This window comes from Priestia sp. YIM B13486, assembly GCF_042787865.1.
In the GTDB taxonomy this organism is placed as follows: domain Bacteria; phylum Bacillota; class Bacilli; order Bacillales; family Bacillaceae_H; genus Priestia; species Priestia megaterium.
Map to the genome: position 1 here is coordinate 35560 of NZ_JBHZOZ010000014.1, position 16126 is coordinate 51685.

The 16126-nt window shown below is 34.4% G+C and carries 18 protein-coding genes; 4 read left to right on the top strand and 14 right to left on the bottom strand.

Annotated elements, in window-relative coordinates; all coding sequences use genetic code 11:
• Nucleotides 1-334 precede the first annotated feature (334 nt).
• The 10 genes from ACFX4G_RS24375 to nikA all read right to left on the bottom strand — a co-directional run bounded on the left by ACFX4G_RS24375 (nt 335) and on the right by nikA (nt 9919).
• Nucleotides 335-766, bottom strand: a complete 432-nt coding sequence (locus tag ACFX4G_RS24375) for an anti-sigma regulatory factor (RefSeq protein ID WP_043981829.1) — start codon at nt 764-766, stop codon at nt 335-337.
• Between the two features lie 117 nt (nt 767-883).
• Nucleotides 884-1573, bottom strand: coding sequence for a Na-translocating system protein MpsC family protein (locus ACFX4G_RS24380; RefSeq protein WP_043981828.1), 690 nt, complete (start codon nt 1571-1573; stop codon nt 884-886).
• A gap of 141 nt (nt 1574-1714) precedes the next feature.
• Entirely contained in the window at nt 1715-1930 is a 216-nt protein-coding gene (locus tag ACFX4G_RS24385; protein WP_377577523.1) for a hypothetical protein, read from the bottom strand.
• Between the two features lie 177 nt (nt 1931-2107).
• Nucleotides 2108-2803, bottom strand: a complete 696-nt coding sequence (locus ACFX4G_RS24390) for a Na-translocating system protein MpsC family protein (RefSeq protein WP_043981826.1) — start codon at nt 2801-2803, stop codon at nt 2108-2110.
• Between the two features lie 577 nt (nt 2804-3380).
• Entirely contained in the window at nt 3381-4697 is a 1317-nt protein-coding gene (locus ACFX4G_RS24395; protein WP_377577526.1) for an MATE family efflux transporter, read from the bottom strand.
• Between the two features lie 107 nt (nt 4698-4804).
• On the bottom strand, nt 4805-5626 hold the full coding sequence (gene nikE / locus ACFX4G_RS24400; RefSeq protein ID WP_013056425.1) for a nickel import ATP-binding protein NikE: 822 nt from the start codon (nt 5624-5626) through the stop codon (nt 4805-4807).
• A gap of 32 nt (nt 5627-5658) precedes the next feature.
• Nucleotides 5659-6486 carry a nickel import ATP-binding protein NikD gene (gene nikD / locus ACFX4G_RS24405; RefSeq protein ID WP_013056424.1) on the bottom strand — a complete coding sequence of 276 codons (828 nt, stop codon included), beginning with the start codon at nt 6484-6486 and terminating at the stop codon, nt 5659-5661.
• A gap of 16 nt (nt 6487-6502) precedes the next feature.
• On the bottom strand, nt 6503-7336 hold the full coding sequence (gene nikC / locus ACFX4G_RS24410) for a nickel ABC transporter permease subunit NikC (RefSeq protein WP_013056423.1): 834 nt from the start codon (nt 7334-7336) through the stop codon (nt 6503-6505).
• Nucleotides 7333-8277, bottom strand: coding sequence for a nickel ABC transporter permease subunit NikB (gene nikB / locus ACFX4G_RS24415; protein ID WP_013056422.1), 945 nt, complete (start codon nt 8275-8277; stop codon nt 7333-7335). Before nikB ends, nikC begins: the two co-directional genes overlap by 4 nt.
• Nucleotides 8278-8293: 16 nt before the next feature.
• Nucleotides 8294-9919 carry a nickel ABC transporter substrate-binding protein gene (gene nikA / locus ACFX4G_RS24420; RefSeq protein WP_097823775.1) on the bottom strand — a complete coding sequence of 542 codons (1626 nt, stop codon included), beginning with the start codon at nt 9917-9919 and terminating at the stop codon, nt 8294-8296.
• Between the two features lie 665 nt (nt 9920-10584).
• On the opposite strand from nikA, the gene ACFX4G_RS24425 reads away from it, so the two are divergent.
• Nucleotides 10585-10764 carry an H-type small acid-soluble spore protein gene (locus ACFX4G_RS24425; protein WP_377577530.1) on the top strand — a complete coding sequence of 60 codons (180 nt, stop codon included), beginning with the start codon at nt 10585-10587 and terminating at the stop codon, nt 10762-10764.
• 117 nt (nt 10765-10881) lie between these two features.
• On the top strand, nt 10882-11052 hold the full coding sequence (locus tag ACFX4G_RS24430; protein WP_013056419.1) for a hypothetical protein: 171 nt from the start codon (nt 10882-10884) through the stop codon (nt 11050-11052).
• A 241-nt stretch (nt 11053-11293) separates the two neighbouring features.
• Here ACFX4G_RS24430 and ACFX4G_RS24435 read toward each other — a convergent pair whose 3' ends face one another.
• The 3 genes from ACFX4G_RS24435 to ACFX4G_RS24445 form a co-directional block, all read right to left on the bottom strand.
• On the bottom strand, nt 11294-11611 hold the full coding sequence (locus ACFX4G_RS24435) for a DUF3243 domain-containing protein (protein WP_053487096.1): 318 nt from the start codon (nt 11609-11611) through the stop codon (nt 11294-11296).
• A gap of 453 nt (nt 11612-12064) precedes the next feature.
• Nucleotides 12065-12253, bottom strand: a complete 189-nt coding sequence (locus ACFX4G_RS24440; protein WP_013056416.1) for a hypothetical protein — start codon at nt 12251-12253, stop codon at nt 12065-12067.
• Between the two features lie 252 nt (nt 12254-12505).
• Nucleotides 12506-12880, bottom strand: coding sequence for a cupredoxin domain-containing protein (locus tag ACFX4G_RS24445; RefSeq protein ID WP_377577533.1), 375 nt, complete (start codon nt 12878-12880; stop codon nt 12506-12508).
• Between the two features lie 316 nt (nt 12881-13196).
• Between ACFX4G_RS24445 and ACFX4G_RS24450 the strand changes: the two genes are divergently transcribed.
• Nucleotides 13197-14627 (top strand): PQQ-dependent sugar dehydrogenase, encoded by a 1431-nt coding sequence (locus tag ACFX4G_RS24450; RefSeq protein WP_377577536.1) that lies wholly within the window; start codon nt 13197-13199, stop codon nt 14625-14627.
• 345 nt (nt 14628-14972) lie between these two features.
• Nucleotides 14973-15533, top strand: coding sequence for a hypothetical protein (locus ACFX4G_RS24455; RefSeq protein WP_377577539.1), 561 nt, complete (start codon nt 14973-14975; stop codon nt 15531-15533).
• A gap of 60 nt (nt 15534-15593) precedes the next feature.
• Here ACFX4G_RS24455 and ACFX4G_RS24460 read toward each other — a convergent pair whose 3' ends face one another.
• Nucleotides 15594-16100 carry a thiamine pyrophosphate-dependent enzyme gene (locus ACFX4G_RS24460; protein ID WP_377577542.1) on the bottom strand — a complete coding sequence of 169 codons (507 nt, stop codon included), beginning with the start codon at nt 16098-16100 and terminating at the stop codon, nt 15594-15596.
• Between the last annotated feature and the right edge of the window lie 26 nt (nt 16101-16126).

A 16126-nucleotide genomic window follows, 5' to 3' on the forward strand; every position in this document is an offset into this window, starting at 1 on the left:
GCCTCTTGTGACACTGCGAAGAAACATTTTTGTCCTACTGCTAAGAGTTAATAGAGGAGAAGCACATGCTGAAGGTACCAATTCACGCATGTGAAATATCTTAACCTTATCCTAGAGCCGGATCATCAGGGGATGATGTTTTTAGAAGCTATCTTCTATTCAATAAAGGAGTCTTTTGTAAAGAGGAAGTCCGTTCTTTCTTAAATTTTTTAAAATTTCTTGACCTTAATAGTGCTTAATGAAAAATAGATTTTTCAGTCTAGCTACTCATAAATCTATACAAATCTTTACCTACTGTTGTAGATAAACGTTTACAGTTTAACTTGTCTTCCTTTTACTTATTTCTTTTTTTCCATTTTATAACCTGGATGTTAACGCCATGGTCTTCTTGAGATGATATGGTGAATTCGTCCATTAATTTTTTCACCCCTGATAAACCAACGCCTAACCCTCCTGACGTTGTATAGCCACTTTCCAGCGCTTTTTGAATATTTTTAATGCCAGGTCCTTTATCTATAGCTATTATTTTGAGTCCTATTTCAGGTTTTTTCTCTATTATTTCCATTGTAATTTTTCCGGTAGTGGCATATTTATATATATTTCTGGATAATTCTGAAATAGTCGTAATAATTCGGGCCTGATCAAGTGTGCTGAAGCCTAAGCAGTTAGAAAACATTCGCCCTTTCTGACGCGCTTCTACTATATCCACTTCAGTGTGTATCTCAACAGTTAAAGGTTCCTTTCCTTCATCCGATTGAAATAGCATAATTATCACCACTTTCTTTATTTTAATAGTAGTAAAAAAACAATAGGCCAAAAAGAAAGGTTATATAACCTTTCTTTTTGGCCTACATCTAGTTCAGTGCCTAGCTTATCAATGCCGTTATGAAGTTGGGTTTAAAATCAGAAGAATTGTACTTTTATCTTTATGAAAGTCCCATGCTACTAGTATATCTGTTACCTTTGAATCTAAAATTACTTCTAATGATTGACTATGTTCATGAAGTAGCCTTTTTTCGAGATTTCTTTTAGCCAATGTAAGGTTTTCTTCAAATCCTAATTGAACTAATTCTTTCTCTATATTTACCATAATACCTTCCCTGATTATAAGAAGTGTTCTCTGATCTAATAAATAAGAAGAAACATCGTGAGGGAATTTTTCTGCTTTTTGAGTTACTTCCTCAACTTCTTTATGTAGCAATTTCTGATTTTTATAGGAATGATTAGCTATGTTTTCTTTATCAGAATGGATCATGATAAACATCCCAGACTGCAGCTCTAAATTCCAATCATAATAAAATTCTTTAATATCTAAATGTATATTTAATTGTATATATCCTTTTATCTCTTCAATTAAAGTCTCCATTAACAAATCACGTGTTTTTTGAACATAGATAACTTGTTCCTTGTCTAACAAAACCTTTTCTAAAGGTAATAAAAAGGCTTTAAAATAAACGGTTATAAAAGGAGGAGAAATGACGGTGAATACACCTCCAGGACCTCTTCCAAAGTTTTCACGAAGTAACCTTCCCATATAGCTACTTAATTCTTTTTCCAGTTTCGTTTTATCCATAGATGGTGCACCTAGTTTCTAGTTTCATAAGGTATACTATTCGTGATGTTTTATGAAAAATCCTTCTTCCTTATAAGATCATTTTCGGTAATAAGAATTCGCTTTTTATAAAGTGTAAACGAAAGGCATACTAGTATATCTTTAATAGATTGGTTTCTGTTTACCTTTGTGTTTCCTGTGTTTCAAGATTCTTCTTTTATTTAAAATTCCAATTTTACTTCCATAGATAATGGTACTTAAAAGTAGTATATCCTTGCTAATTTCTTCTTTGTATAATTCATTGTCATACTTTTGGTAATCCTGCAACAATCGATGAAGCTCTTTTATAAACAATACAATCTCATGATTATCAGCCATCCCGACCAAATCCTTTCTGTTGGCACATCCAATTTTCAGGTGCTGTTTTAGGGAATTATTCCGTTACAAAAGGACTTACTCTTTTTAGACAACAAAAATAAGCCGAAAAAGAAAAGGTATGAGCTTTTCTTCCTCGGCTTATGTTTGGCACAATGTGTCCAATTCATTACTGCCTCATTACTTTTTTGGTTTTAAAATAAGCGTAATAATACTATTATCCTTTTCAAAATCCCAATCTACAAAAATATCAAGAATGTCGGCATTTAATATCTCATCATAGTCATCGTTTTGTCGTAAGATTCCTTTTTCCAAAGGGCGTTTAGAGATGCGCAAGGTGTCATCAAAACCCAACGAAATTAGCTGTTTTTCAATAGCTACCAGTATTCCTTCTCTTACGATGACCAATGTACGATCGCTTAATTTATATGACGAGATTTTTTCGGGACCTTTTTGGGCAATCTCACTCATCTTTATAATTCGATCATGAATTGCTTGTTTTCCTGGGTAAGGGTCGCCCTCAGTCAAATCGGCTTTCAAATCGTCTAAGCAAACTCCAACAAAAATTCCGGAGTGATGATCTAAATTCCAATCATAATATAAGTGCTGAATGTCAAGGTCTGTAATCCCTTTAATTTGCCCCGTGATTTGAGGTTCAAGAGTTTTTACCAACAGCTCTCTTGTAGTCATCACTTGAAGTTCTTCATTCTGATTTAACAGTACTTGTTCCATCGGCGATACAAAGCCACTGACATAAATAACAACATAAGGTTCATAAATCGTAACATGAACAGCCTCAGGGCCTTTTCCAAAGTTATCTCGTAACAATTTGCCCAAATTATTCGCCAGCTTTGTTTGCTGAGCTTTAATATCCATATTTTTTCATCCTTTATTAAGAAAGAAGCATCATATCCTCTTTCCATCATTTTATTGTACCATCACGAACGAATAATTTAAATATAAAGAATAAATAAAAAATAATTATTACAATCTGTTTAACCTAATTATAGACGTTCAAAACCTCTTCTTTCTATTGCTTAGGAAGTATTTTGAATGTCACCGGAAAATACGAATCCATTAGATTCGTATTGCTGTTTTCAATAAAGAAATTTATTATACGATGATGAACAAAATTTTTTTATTTCTTAGTAGAAATCTATATATTTTTGAAGGAAAGACCAATTGTTTGTAAAAGAGAATTAAGCTTTGGAAACGTGCAAAAAAGCCAAAGCTTTCTTAAAAAGCATTTGGCTGCTTGCTCATTTCTTTCTTGCTTTACTTAAATAAAAATCTACTCATCATTTAACAGACCTTTATTAAGAAAGAAGGCCGTCCTCCCTGACCGATTTCTTTCTTAATAACCCTCTATTTAAGAGAGTAGCAGCACCGGCAGTAGATCGGCGTTTGATGGATTCCTCTATAATTGAACCGGAAATATTTTGTTATAATTTTTTCAGCCTTCTCCCTTTAGCTCTACCAATTTTTTGTTTAATCGCGGAGTGTACATAACTAGGAACCCTGATCGCCCGATAGTATAGATGATGAAAGCCAGCCATAGGCCATGATTATGCCAGATAGGAGTTGCTGTAATCTGTATAATGATATAGACAACCATCGCGTAAATCATAGAATTTCGAACGGGAGCAATTTCAGTTGCTCCTGTAAAAACCCCATAAAGGACAAGGCCAAAACAAGCAACAAAGGGGTAGATGATAAGCCATACTCCATACGTAAGTGAAAGTTCAATCACATCAGGCAAATTTGTAAATAGCCCTACAACCTGCTTTTGAAAAAGTGCATATAAACTAGCTATAATAACAGCTGTTATTATCGACCACTGTCTAGACAAAGTAAGTGTTTTTTTAAATAATTCTTTATCATTTGACCCTACTGCTTTGCCAACTAGGATACTAGAAGCATTAGCAAATCCATCAAAGAAATAAGCCATTATATAGTGAATTTGAAATAATACAGCATTTGCAGCTAGAAATTCTGTGCCAAACGAAGCACCTTTTGCTGTGAACATATTAATAACGACTAATAAACAAATAGTTCGAATAAACAAATCCTTGTTAACATTAAACATCCTCTTCGTAGAATTTGTATCTATAAGTGCCTGAATGGATGGCATTTTCCATTTAAATGGAGATACTTTCAAAATAATGAATAATCCTAATATGAAGGCTGTAACTTCAGCAATCAAGGTTGCTGTAGCAACTCCTTGTACGTCAAAAGAAAAAACATGGACAAAAAGAATAGCTAAAAGCATATTTAAAACATTTGTTAGTATCTGTAAACATAAAGATTCTTTAACCTTAGCCATCCCCATTAACCAACCAAGAATCACATAGTTCATCAGTATAAAGGGTGCTCCCCATATTCTAATTCTAAAATATTCTACTGCAAACCTACTTACATCAGCATCGGGAGAAATCACTAGGAGAGCCGCATGTTCAATCGGCCATTGTAAAAGAATAAAAAGCATCCCTACTATTAAAGCTAATAAAAACGGGCGGGATAAAGCAAGTACTCCCTGATCTGGATCGCTTGCCCCATTTGCTTGTGCAGCAAAGGCGGATGTACTAACTCTTAAAAAGCCAAATACCCAATATAACGTATTAAAAATAAGAGTTCCTACCGCAACTCCTGCAATATAAGCTGGAGCTGAAAGTTGCCCGACAACCGCGGTATCCACCGCACCTAATAAGGGCGTAGTCATCGTTGAGATTGTCAGGGGAATCGCCAAAGTAAGATACGTACGATGATTCATCCAACTGGCCTCCTTCTATCGTTTCGAGTTAAACATAACAGCAATAGCCTCGATTACGTGGATGAAATCGAGGCCTTAAAATGCATGAGTATAGTAATATCTTTAAATTAAATATAATTGCTCTTTGTTCTAATCGAGCGAAAACGTGGATGCTCGGCAAGTATAGAACCTCTCATCTCTTTTACCACAGGATTTTCTGAACTAAAGAACTCATTTTTCGAATTATAATGTTCAATTAATTCTCCTTTTTCTAATACACCTAATGTATCGCTAATCATGCAAGCGGCTTTGATATCATGTGTAATAAAAAAATACGATAAGCCAAAGTCTTCTTTTAACTCTCTTAATAGTTCTAGAATAAGAGTTTGCGTAACCATGTCTAGACTGCTTACAGATTCGTCTAAGACAATGAGCTTCGGCTTAAGAGAGACTGCCCTTGCAATATTGATTCTTTGCAGCTGACCACCACTAAATTGATGTGGATATTTTTTTAAGTCCTTTTCACCGAGTCCTACTTTTTCTAATAATTCAATTACGGTTCGTTTTTGTTCAGCTAATGTTAATTTCTCATAGTTTTCTAACGGCTCTGCAATAATACGTTCAGCGGTCATTCGGGGATTAACTGCTGAGTATGAATCTTGAAAAACAACTTGAAGATCACGCCGAATTTTTTGGCGAGTGTACTTATCTACCGTATAGATATCATGTCCTTGAAAAAGAATCTGTCCATGCTTTGGCTTTTCCAAACCAAGGATTACTTTTCCTAACGTACTTTTACCGGCTCCACTCGTACCCAACATTCCTAAACATGTCCCTTCTTCAATAGAGAAGGAGATATCAGAAAGTACTTTCTTAGAACGATTTTGCCATTTGAAAAAAGTTCGATTTCCGTAGCTATGAGTGACTTCATTTACTTGTAATAAACTCACTTGTTCACCTCTTATAAAATGCTTTCCACATATCAAATTAAGTTGGTCATAGGTTCTTCTAAATATAATGTTGGTCTTGCATTTAACAGCTTCTTTGTATACTCATGCTTGGGTGAATCAAACAGCTGAAATACACCTGCTTTTTCTACTATTTTTCCATGCTGCATAACGGCTACTTCATCTGCCATTTCAGAGACAACTCCTAGATCGTGTGATATTAATAAAATTGCTGAACCATATTCGGAACGAATTTTATCCAAATGACGTAGTACATTCTTCTGATTATTTACATCTAACGCGGTGGTCGGTTCATCAGCGATAATAACAGCTGGATGCAAGCTTGCTGCAATAGCAATCATTACTCGTTGAAGCATACCCCCACTTAGTTGAAAAGGATAGTATTTCAAAAGCTTGCCAGGGTCAGGTAAGTTTACTTGTTTCATTGACTCAATAGCAAGCTCTGTTGCCTGTTTTTTATTCAAGCTCGTATGAGAGCGAATAGTCTCAACAAATTGGTGCCCAATAGTAAAAACTGGTGTAAAAGCATTCATCGGGTTTTGCATAATAAACGCTATGTCCTTGCCACGAATCTTACGCATTTCTTTCTCAGCTAAACCGTTTAATTCTTGCCCTTTTAGCATTATGCTCCCTTCAATTGTTGTTTCCTTACGATTAAGGAGCTGAAGAATAGACATACTTGTGACGGTTTTACCACAACCGCTTTCACCAATAAGACCAAGAATCTCCCCAGGCTTCAGTTCAAAATTGATATCTTGAACGAGAGTTGTAATACCGTTTTTTGCTTTTATTTGAACATGTAAATCTCTAACTTGTAATACTTTTGACTTGTCTGTTCCCAACTTTCTTCATTCCTTTTTAAAATCGACGTTTGACACCGTAACGCTCTGATAATGCTTCGCCTAATAGATTGAATGTAACAATAACAAGCATAATAGACAAACCTGGATAAAGCATCAGTTCCGGATTCGTCCGAATATATGATTTTCCTTCGTGAATCATTGCTCCCCATTCAGGTGTAGGAGACTGAACGCCTAATCCCAGAAAAGACATAGCAGATATATCCATGATTGCCCAGCCCATTTCCAGTGTACCCATTACGACAAGCGGGGGTAACACATTGGGGATAATATGATTTTTAATGATCTTCCATTGAGAGGAACCACTGATCTTCGCAGCAGGGATAAAGTTCTGCTCTTTCAAACTAAGGGCCATTCCTCGGAACATTCTCGCGTAATAAACCCATTGTACAAGCATCAGCGCTAAGATTACTTGTGACAGTCCAGGACCAAATATACCAACCAATCCTAATACAAGAATAAGGCTTGGAAAAGCCATAACAGCATCGCAAAATCTCATTAAAACATGATCGACCCAGCCACCTTTATAACCTGAAAAAGTTCCAATAATTAAACCAATGGCTAATGATGAAATGAAAATAAGTATAGCAAAACCTAATGAGATGCGTGCTCCATATAGAATACGTGACAAGTTACATCTTCCTAAATGATCGGTTCCTAATGGGAAATTCCAGCTTGGAGGCTGCAATTTATAAGCCAAATTGACGGCAACGGGATCATTTGGTGTAATCCAAGGGGCCAAAATGGCGATGATAAAAAGAATACCTAATATCGTTGAACATATGGGAATTACTTTTTCATTTTTAAATATCGTACGTATACTTGTTATCATCGATGTTGCCCTTCTTTCCTGGAAATACGTGGGTCGATATACATTTGAACTATATCTACAATTAAGTTACTCAAAATAAATAAACTAGCCGCTATTAGTACATAGCATTGTATAACAGGTATATCACGATTAAAAATAGCTTCAATGAAATAACGTCCAAATCCAGGCCAAGAAAAAACCGATTCAACGATAATTGTGCCCGTAAGTAATTTCCCAAGATTCATTCCAAGCCCAGTTATCATTGGAGAAATAGCAATTCTCAGCACATGCTTTGTCATAATCGTTTTTTCTTTAAGTCCTCTAGTTCGAGCAAATAGCACATATGGTTGCTGCAAGTTTTCAAGAACACTGGCACGTAATAATCTTGTATACATTGCTATTAAAGGAAGAGCTAGCGTAATGGAAGGCAGTACAAGATGCTGCCATGTCCCAATCCCTTCAACTGGAAAAAGGTTAAGCTTAACAGAAAAGAAAAAGACCAATATATAGCCCAGCCAAAAACTTGGAATAGATGCACCAAAAAAGGAAAGTAAACGACTAAAATGATCAATAGCGCTACCTTTCTTTACTCCCGCCAGAAATCCAAGAGGCACGCTGACGAACACGGCTATTAATATACTTACTATAGCTAGTTGGATGGTCGCTGGTATTCGATATATAACCTCATCCCAAACCGGCTTATTCGAAACATAAGATATGCCAAAATCAAGTTGGCATATCTTCATAATAGAGTTTGCATATTGAATAAAGAATGGTTGATCTAAACCAAACTCATGTCTTTTTTGAGCTAAAATCTCATCAGTCGGCTGGATATGGGCTGCTGTTAAATAAGCTTCAGCTGGATCCACCGATGAAAGGTGAACCATTCCAGTCGTGAGAAGTGTGGCCAAAAGAAAAACTGGAATGATGGACATAATTCGTTTCAGTATATAATTGCCCATGAAAACCTCCTGCTAGTTACTGTTTGATGCTAATTCCTGTGAATGGATTCTCGTCACGATTAGCAGGGAAATTAAAATTCGTTACATTCTTTTGATAAATGGCTGTTTTCTTCATATACGAAATAGGAATAATAGCTCCTTGGTCTTGTATTGACTTTAAAATAGATGAATAGAGCTGTTGGCGCTCTTTTTCATCTGTTGTTTGAGGAACCTTCGCCATTTGTTTAATTAATTCATCTTTATTTGGATATGCTGAAATAGCTTCATTAAACCCATACCCTTTTGATGAGACAATGTTTAAAAATGTATGAGGATCATAAGGAGCACCAAAATTACTATAGAAATTAATATCAAATTTATTATCTTTAAATCTTTGAACTTGGTCTGGTAGTTCAACTCCCTCAATGTTTAATTTCACACCAATTGCCGCCCATTCAGATTGAAGAGTTTCGGCCATTGCTTTTTGAATTGATTCTGCTGAATCATACATTAGGTCAATTTCAAGTAACTTTCCATCTTTTTCACGAACTGTTTTTCCTTTAGGGAGTTTCCATCCTGCTTTGTCTAATAGTGCCTTTGCTTTTTCTACATTATACTTTACCAACTTCACATCAACATCTTTCGTGTAAGGTAAATTTGCAGGTAAGATATGGTCTGCTTTTTCTTCTAAACCTGAAGTCACTCCTTTAACCAAAGCTTCTTTATTAAAACCATAATGAAGGGCTTGTCTTACACGTTCATCTGAAAGCTGTTCTGTTTTTGTATTCATAACAAGCTGTCTTGTGGCAATTGGTTCAGAAACCCTAGTTTCATATTTTCCAGTAGACTTTAATTGCTTAAACGTGTCTAGACTGACAACTCCTTCTCCATAAATCATGTCTAAATCACCTTTTTCAAATGCGAGTACTCTCGTTTCCGCATCTGGAATAACTTTCACTTTGATTTTTTCTACTTTTGGAATCTCTCCCCAATAATTTTCATTTCGTTTATAAATAGCATATTCGTCTACTTTATACTTTTCTAAAATCCATGGACCTGTACCTACCGGTTTAACGATACCTTTTGAAGTATCACCATCTTTAGGAAAACCAGCTTCACCCAAGAAACGAACTGGTCGAACTACAGCTAGCTCTTGAATTGTTGGGTAATATGGTTCAGTCAATGTTAATTTAAAAGTATTTTTATCCACTACTTCTGTTTGAGCTATTTTTGTAATGAAACCCAACCAACTATGTAATTCTTTATTATTCAAAATAGTGTCAAAATTCTTTTTAACAATTTCTGCATTAAAATCTGTTCCATCGGAAAATTTTACACCTTCACGCAAATGAAACGTGTATACTTTACCATCCTCAGAAATTTCCCATGACTTAGCTAGATTTGGTTTTATCTTACCGCCGGCTTGATAGCTTACTAACGGTTCATATACCATAGATTGAGCAAATAATTGTGAAGGATTGTAGACATGTGGATTCATTTCTCCTACATCTCTCGGCCAAGCAATCGTAAGCATGTTATCATGATTGCCTTTCGATGTTGATTCCTCATTATTAGCGTTTGAACAACCAACTAATAATGTCGACAAAATTAAAATAAACATAAAAGCTAACTTAATTTTCAGACTAATTTTACCCTTAGACATAACGGTGTCTCCTCCTACTTGATGTTGATAATCGTTTTCAATTGTAAGCAGGATTGGCATTCTTGTCAATGTAATATTAAAAACTTTATTTTCAATATTGTTATCCCGTTTGTGAAAGTAACTTTCTAATAAAATAAGCTAATCCTTATTTATATGTATGATATAAACTTAATTATTGCTTAATATATAGAATTAATGCTATATCTTCTTTGTGTAAATAGATATTTCCTACTTTTTTTGGAATTTACTGCTTTTTTATTTACGTTTGTTTGTATAAAAAGGTGTAGATCTTTAAATTGTCTGCTTTAGATATTCTCAATTATGGCTTATGTATTATGTCCTCTTTTAACATATTATATTGGGGTAAAATTCCTTTTATCACCCACTTTGTTTATACAGGTTTGTTGTTGAAAACCTTGTTTTTGACAAATAATATATTTACTTTGACTTAAATGATGGGAAAATATGAAGATTTTCGGAATAAATATATTGGCTCTTTTATTGACAACTGCAAACCTCCTATAATGGATGGTTTGTTAGATTAGAGCGTAGATTCATTTTTGAGGGAATGAGTTATAGCATGTAGTCAAATTATTGTTGGGGAAATATAGCTTTATCTTTTAATTGATGTATCGCAGGGACATACTAAAAAATGAGGTGATACTATGGAAATAAATCGAGCTAAGCAAATTCTTTCTTCACCCAAGGAAATTGATGTTCATTACCACGGAGTTTCTATTTGGATTAAAAGTGTAGATGAAACATCAAGTATGGCTACCGTTCATGCGAGAGGAACACATGATGAAGACCGTATGGTTCCAGTCCTTGATTTAGAAGAAAAATAAAAAGCCAGAAAGGAAGAATGTGGAATTTTCACATTCTTTTCTTCCATCTTCAAATAGAACCGAATAACTGATACCATATTTCTCTAAGCTTTATTTATAAGAAAAAAGAGGTGCAGCATGAAAGAGAAAAAAGAACCACAATTCAGAAGTGGCGAGCTAGAAAATGCGGAACTAAAAGGCTATTATGGAATGGATCCTGAAACTAGCCTTCAATCTGTTAATTTTGCTACGACAGAGAACCTATACTTAAATGAACATTACCAGGAAGATTCTAAAGAAAATGAATAAAGAGAGAAGAGAATAACTGATCTTTATTTCTTTAGTTATACATTTTTAATAAGTTGTCAATAAAGGGGTTGTAGATACCATATTTCAATCTTGGCTTATTCTTACTTCTGCAAAGATATTACCTAACACATAACGTAGCAAAGAGCCACTTGCTTTACGCAAGTGGCTCTTTGCTACGTTAATTGAATACACTTGAATCCCTAATAAATAATGGCAGATAGCAATCTATAAGTGATTTAGATTATTCTTTAACTAATTTAACAAGCATATGAGCAAGATGATGTTGTTCTTCCTCATTTCCAACTTTCCATAACTCATGTAACAAGTATTGCTCTTCATTTTGTGGCTCCTCATGCGTTGCGAGATAATCAGCTGTTTTTTTAGCTGCTAGAGCTAATTGATTATCATTTAACCCTAGTTTCTCACCTTTTGTGACTTTATCTCCTAAGTAACTTTTAAATTCGTTAAAACTAGAAAGGATGTTGTCTTTCTTCTCTTGACTCATTTCATTTAGTTTATCCTCTACTTTGTTTTCAACGGTTTCAGTATTATTGTTCATTTTTCATTCTCCTTCCAATTAAGTATTAATGTTCTTATATGGTAAATCCCCCATTTACAAGTATGTAAACATTTCGTAGCCTACTCATATATTAAGTAGAATAGTTAACGGGCTTCAAAATAGTGAACACTTCTTTTTTGACGAGTTTGAATAGAAGATATTGGATATTAAAAAAGAAAAACTCCCCTAGTGCGTTAAAGGAGTTTTTCTTTTTTTTTAATATTAAGGGTGTAATTGCTTGTTACTTACATAACATTTAATATTTTTGTAGATATTTATTATAACCTATCAAATGATTTCGAGAAAGTAAAAAATGAAAGCGATTACTTTAAATTTAAAATAATAAATGAAACATAACTGTTTTTTATGAGATGTATTTTGGTTTTGAAAAAATACAGAGCTTAAGCTTAAATGCTCTAAAGTTTCTCTTATATATTAATATATAAGAAACTTTTATTCTTTATCGTTTCGTGGCACAGCATTAGAAACCATAGAAGTATCTCCAGTATAATATTTATGCGGATAAGGATCAGAAGACTTAGCAGGCTTTGTTACAAACTCTTTCTCAAGATCATCTAATTTGGTTTCATCTGTATTGTTCTCTGATACCTGTTCTAAATTATTTGATTGATTATCGCCCATATAAAATTCCTCCTTTTAATTAAACAATGCTCATTGCTCATTAAGGATACATTTTTTAATAACCTGGATATAAATACTGTTTTTATTCTATACTTTCCCGTGCTTTTTCTTCATTTGGTATATATTTGAAATAAATATTTATTACTTTTTTGAAATTGTGAACGATTTATTTATACCTTTAAAATTCATTATGTTAATTAAGAAAGTATGTTATATTCACTTCAAAAAGCAGAAACCGATTGGCCCTGCTTGTTATTTGACTATCACTTTCCCCACCATTCCACTATTAAAATGATACCTACATATCAGTTCATATGTACCAGGATTTTGTGGTTTTACGGTAATGGTTTTTTCTTTTCCAGGCTGGACTTCAGCGTCAATTCCGAGCTTTTCTACTGTGAAGGTATGCTCTTTCTGACCTTCATTTTTTAATATCAATGTTGTCGTTTTTCCACTCGGGATAGTGATGGTTTCTGGATTAAAGTAATCATCGTTCAACTGAACCTCCATGGCTTTTTGTCTTACCATGTCGGATTCGGCCAAAACGCTGAGTGAACCTGGAGTTATCACAACCATAACCATCGCAAACAAAACGACTAATCCCATTAACCAGTTTTTTACAGACATTTGCATTCACTCCTTTCATAAGCCATATTCTTTTCCAATTCATAAAATAATATCACTATTTTTTTTGAATTAATCATTGTTTTTCCTTTATTTCTATTTATAGAAAGCACAAATAGTTATGAACGTTGAGAGAATCGTGAGTGCTAAGAGAAGAAAATAGCAGACGTACCCAAGAATGGGTAAGTTTTATGAAAGAAGCTTCTCGATTAGGTCTCTCCATTAAATTGCCTAACTTTATAAAATAGTATTGATACTAATAGAACAGTTACAATCATATTCTTATAAAAGAAAACAATAAAAAGGAGTGTCAAGTTAGTTGATAAAAGCTAAGGTTAGTTTACGGCCTATTGTTAGTAAGATAAATTTACCTACCATTTTGAAAACAGCTATACTTCCTGGTGACTCATTTGAAAGCTTATTTATTGCAACCCAAGTAGGAGAGATCTTTTACATAAGAGACGAAGCTATACAGACTTTTTTAGATATTCGCTCACGAATCATAAAATTAGGTACGTCTGAACCAGGTGTTTCTCGCGGAGGATATGATGAACGAGGATTGCTAGGGCTAGCGTTTCATCCAGAATTTTATTATAACGGTCTGTTTTATCTTCATTACTCAGTAGCTGGAACACAAGGCCCAGGTGCACTTTCCGAACATTATAGGCCTAACCCGTGTGATCCTAAAACTTCAAACTTAAGGTGGATAAATAGAGAAACTAACTATGATCATATTGATACAGTGGAAGAATGGGTTTTCCAACCAAATGCTCAGCCTCAAAAAAGACGGACGTTACTTAACTTAAGAAGACCATTTTTTAATCATAATGGTGTCAACAGCTTAAACTTTTCACCTGAAACTGGAAAACTTATCTTAACAACCGGAGATGGTGGATCAGGCTATGACCCCTTTAACTTAAGTCAGAATGATATAGAAATTTACGGGAAAATAATTGAAATTGATGTAGGTAAGAATACATTTATCCATAATCCACCCGTAGTCACACGTTTTAGTGAACTCCCCTCACCTATTCAGGAAACTCTTACGCTCATTGCTAAGGGTGTTCGCAATATAACGGGCATTTCATTTCAAAAATTTTATAATCAGTACATCAAATATGTGGGAAATGTTGGACAAGATGTAGTAGAGTCAATTTTTTCATTTGTTCATTATAAGCCAATACCTGTTCCTCAACTTGTTCAAGCTTCTGTAATGAGAGCTAAACCCAGCCAAGAAGGATTTATTAACCTTGGCTGGCGGGGATGGGAAGGAGATTTTCCAACTTCGTTTATAAAAAGGTGTTCTGAAAATCCGGCCTTGGATGAGAAAATAATTGCTTATTACAATGAAGCGGTAAAAACTTCAGTGAGACGTCTTCAGCCTTTAACTAGTTATTTTCATAAAGATCCCCGCCCCAATAAATTTGGAGGGACCTCACTTACAGGAGTTCAGCCATATATGGGAAATAATATCCCTAGCTTAACAGGAAGCGTTATGTTTACAGATATTGCACAGGTTAAAGAATCTCAATCCCCAGTTAAAGGAGTTTTAGCTTATACCAGGGCAGGTACAGATTGTAAGCTAAATGATTTTAGTGTGGTGGAAATTGATTATAATTTTGGTTCTCAATCAGCTTACTACGTTAGTTTGGGAACGAATCTGGATCAAACCAGGCTTTATTTAGGAGTTTATGGCTCTATGAAAGTGTCTGACTTTAATCAAGGTACTGTTTTTGAAATTGTTCCATGACTTATATTTATAAAATTCGACTGGGTATTGATTTTCTCCTAAAAGCTTAATTTTTTTACCAGCTATTTTATAGGAATAAACAAATGAACTTTCTAGAAAATAAAAAAGCCTTTAATCAATAAAGCCCATAAAAGGTTCATTTTATGGGCTACAGTACATACCTTTAGAAAGATAAAGAAATTTATCTTAACGGATATGACCTATTCCTTTAAAAGTAAATACGACTTATTAGTCCTCCCTCTTAATTTCTTCATATATTACATGTAAGAGTTGATATATCAGGCAATGATCTAAATCTCTCTTTAACCCCTTATAATGTAAAAACAGTTAACCGAGGTGAAATTCATGTACTTTTTAAAGTCTCTTTCAAATGAAGTAAACTCTGCGCAGCTTTTTTTTAATAGACTATCTAAAACTAAGCAGCTTGTATCAGGCGCTCTTTTCGCCAGCTTAGCAGCCCTTTTTCAATCAGCAGGAGGTTTCTTACCAGGAATAGGAGTTTTTATTAGTCCATTCTCTACTGCACCCATTCTTTTTTGTTTTACACTTTCGCTCCCTCTAGGAATTATTACCTATATACTAACAAACCTGCTTCTTCTGATTATCCAGCCAAGTGAACTTATTATTTTTCCTTTTACAACAGGAATATTGGGAATGGGCATAGGAGCTGCTTTTTACTTTTTTAAAAAGAGATTATACATTGTTGTAAGTGGCGCCACTCTATTAACTGTTGGGATTATTACCCTATTGTACGGTTTCAAATTCCCAGTACTAGGTCCCGTGATTTCTGAAAATTTTTCTCTTTCTACTACTGGTTTAATTTTTGCATTTACTTTCCTTTATAGTTGGATTTGGGTTGAACTCAGCTTAGCTTATTTCAAAAAATTAAAAACATTTATTTCCTAGTGAATCTACAAATTAATCCCTTAACAAAGATAACTCGTTAAAATAATGGAGAAATCGCAATCAGTTTTTTAGAAGAACGTCAATTAGGACAATCTCATCTAAACTTTGTAAGGCTCTTTTCATTATATTTTCAAATTCAACTAAACTATTTGCCTGTTCCCCTTTAATTCCAAAGCTTTTTGCCAGTTGAACAAAATCTGGGTTTGTAAAAGTTACTCCATAGCTCTTACCAAACTTTTTGTTCATCATTTCCTGCTCTATTTTTAATGTAGAGTCGTTTAAAACAATAATGATGAATGAAAGCCCTAAGCGCTTTGCCGTCTCTATTTCAGCAAAATTCATTAAAGCTCCTCCATCTCCAGTAATACAAATAGCTGGATCATTAGGGCAGGCTAGCTTAGCTCCAATTGAGCCTGGTAGAGCAATACCCATGGAAGCTAGACCATTTGATATAATGAGCCTGTTAGGATTTTTAGGTTGATAAGTTCGGGCTATAGATACTTTATGAGCTCCCACATCTGAAATCACAATTGTTTTCTCTGAAGAGAGCTTGTCAATAATATGCAAGATATTCTCGATTGTCAAAGGCAGCA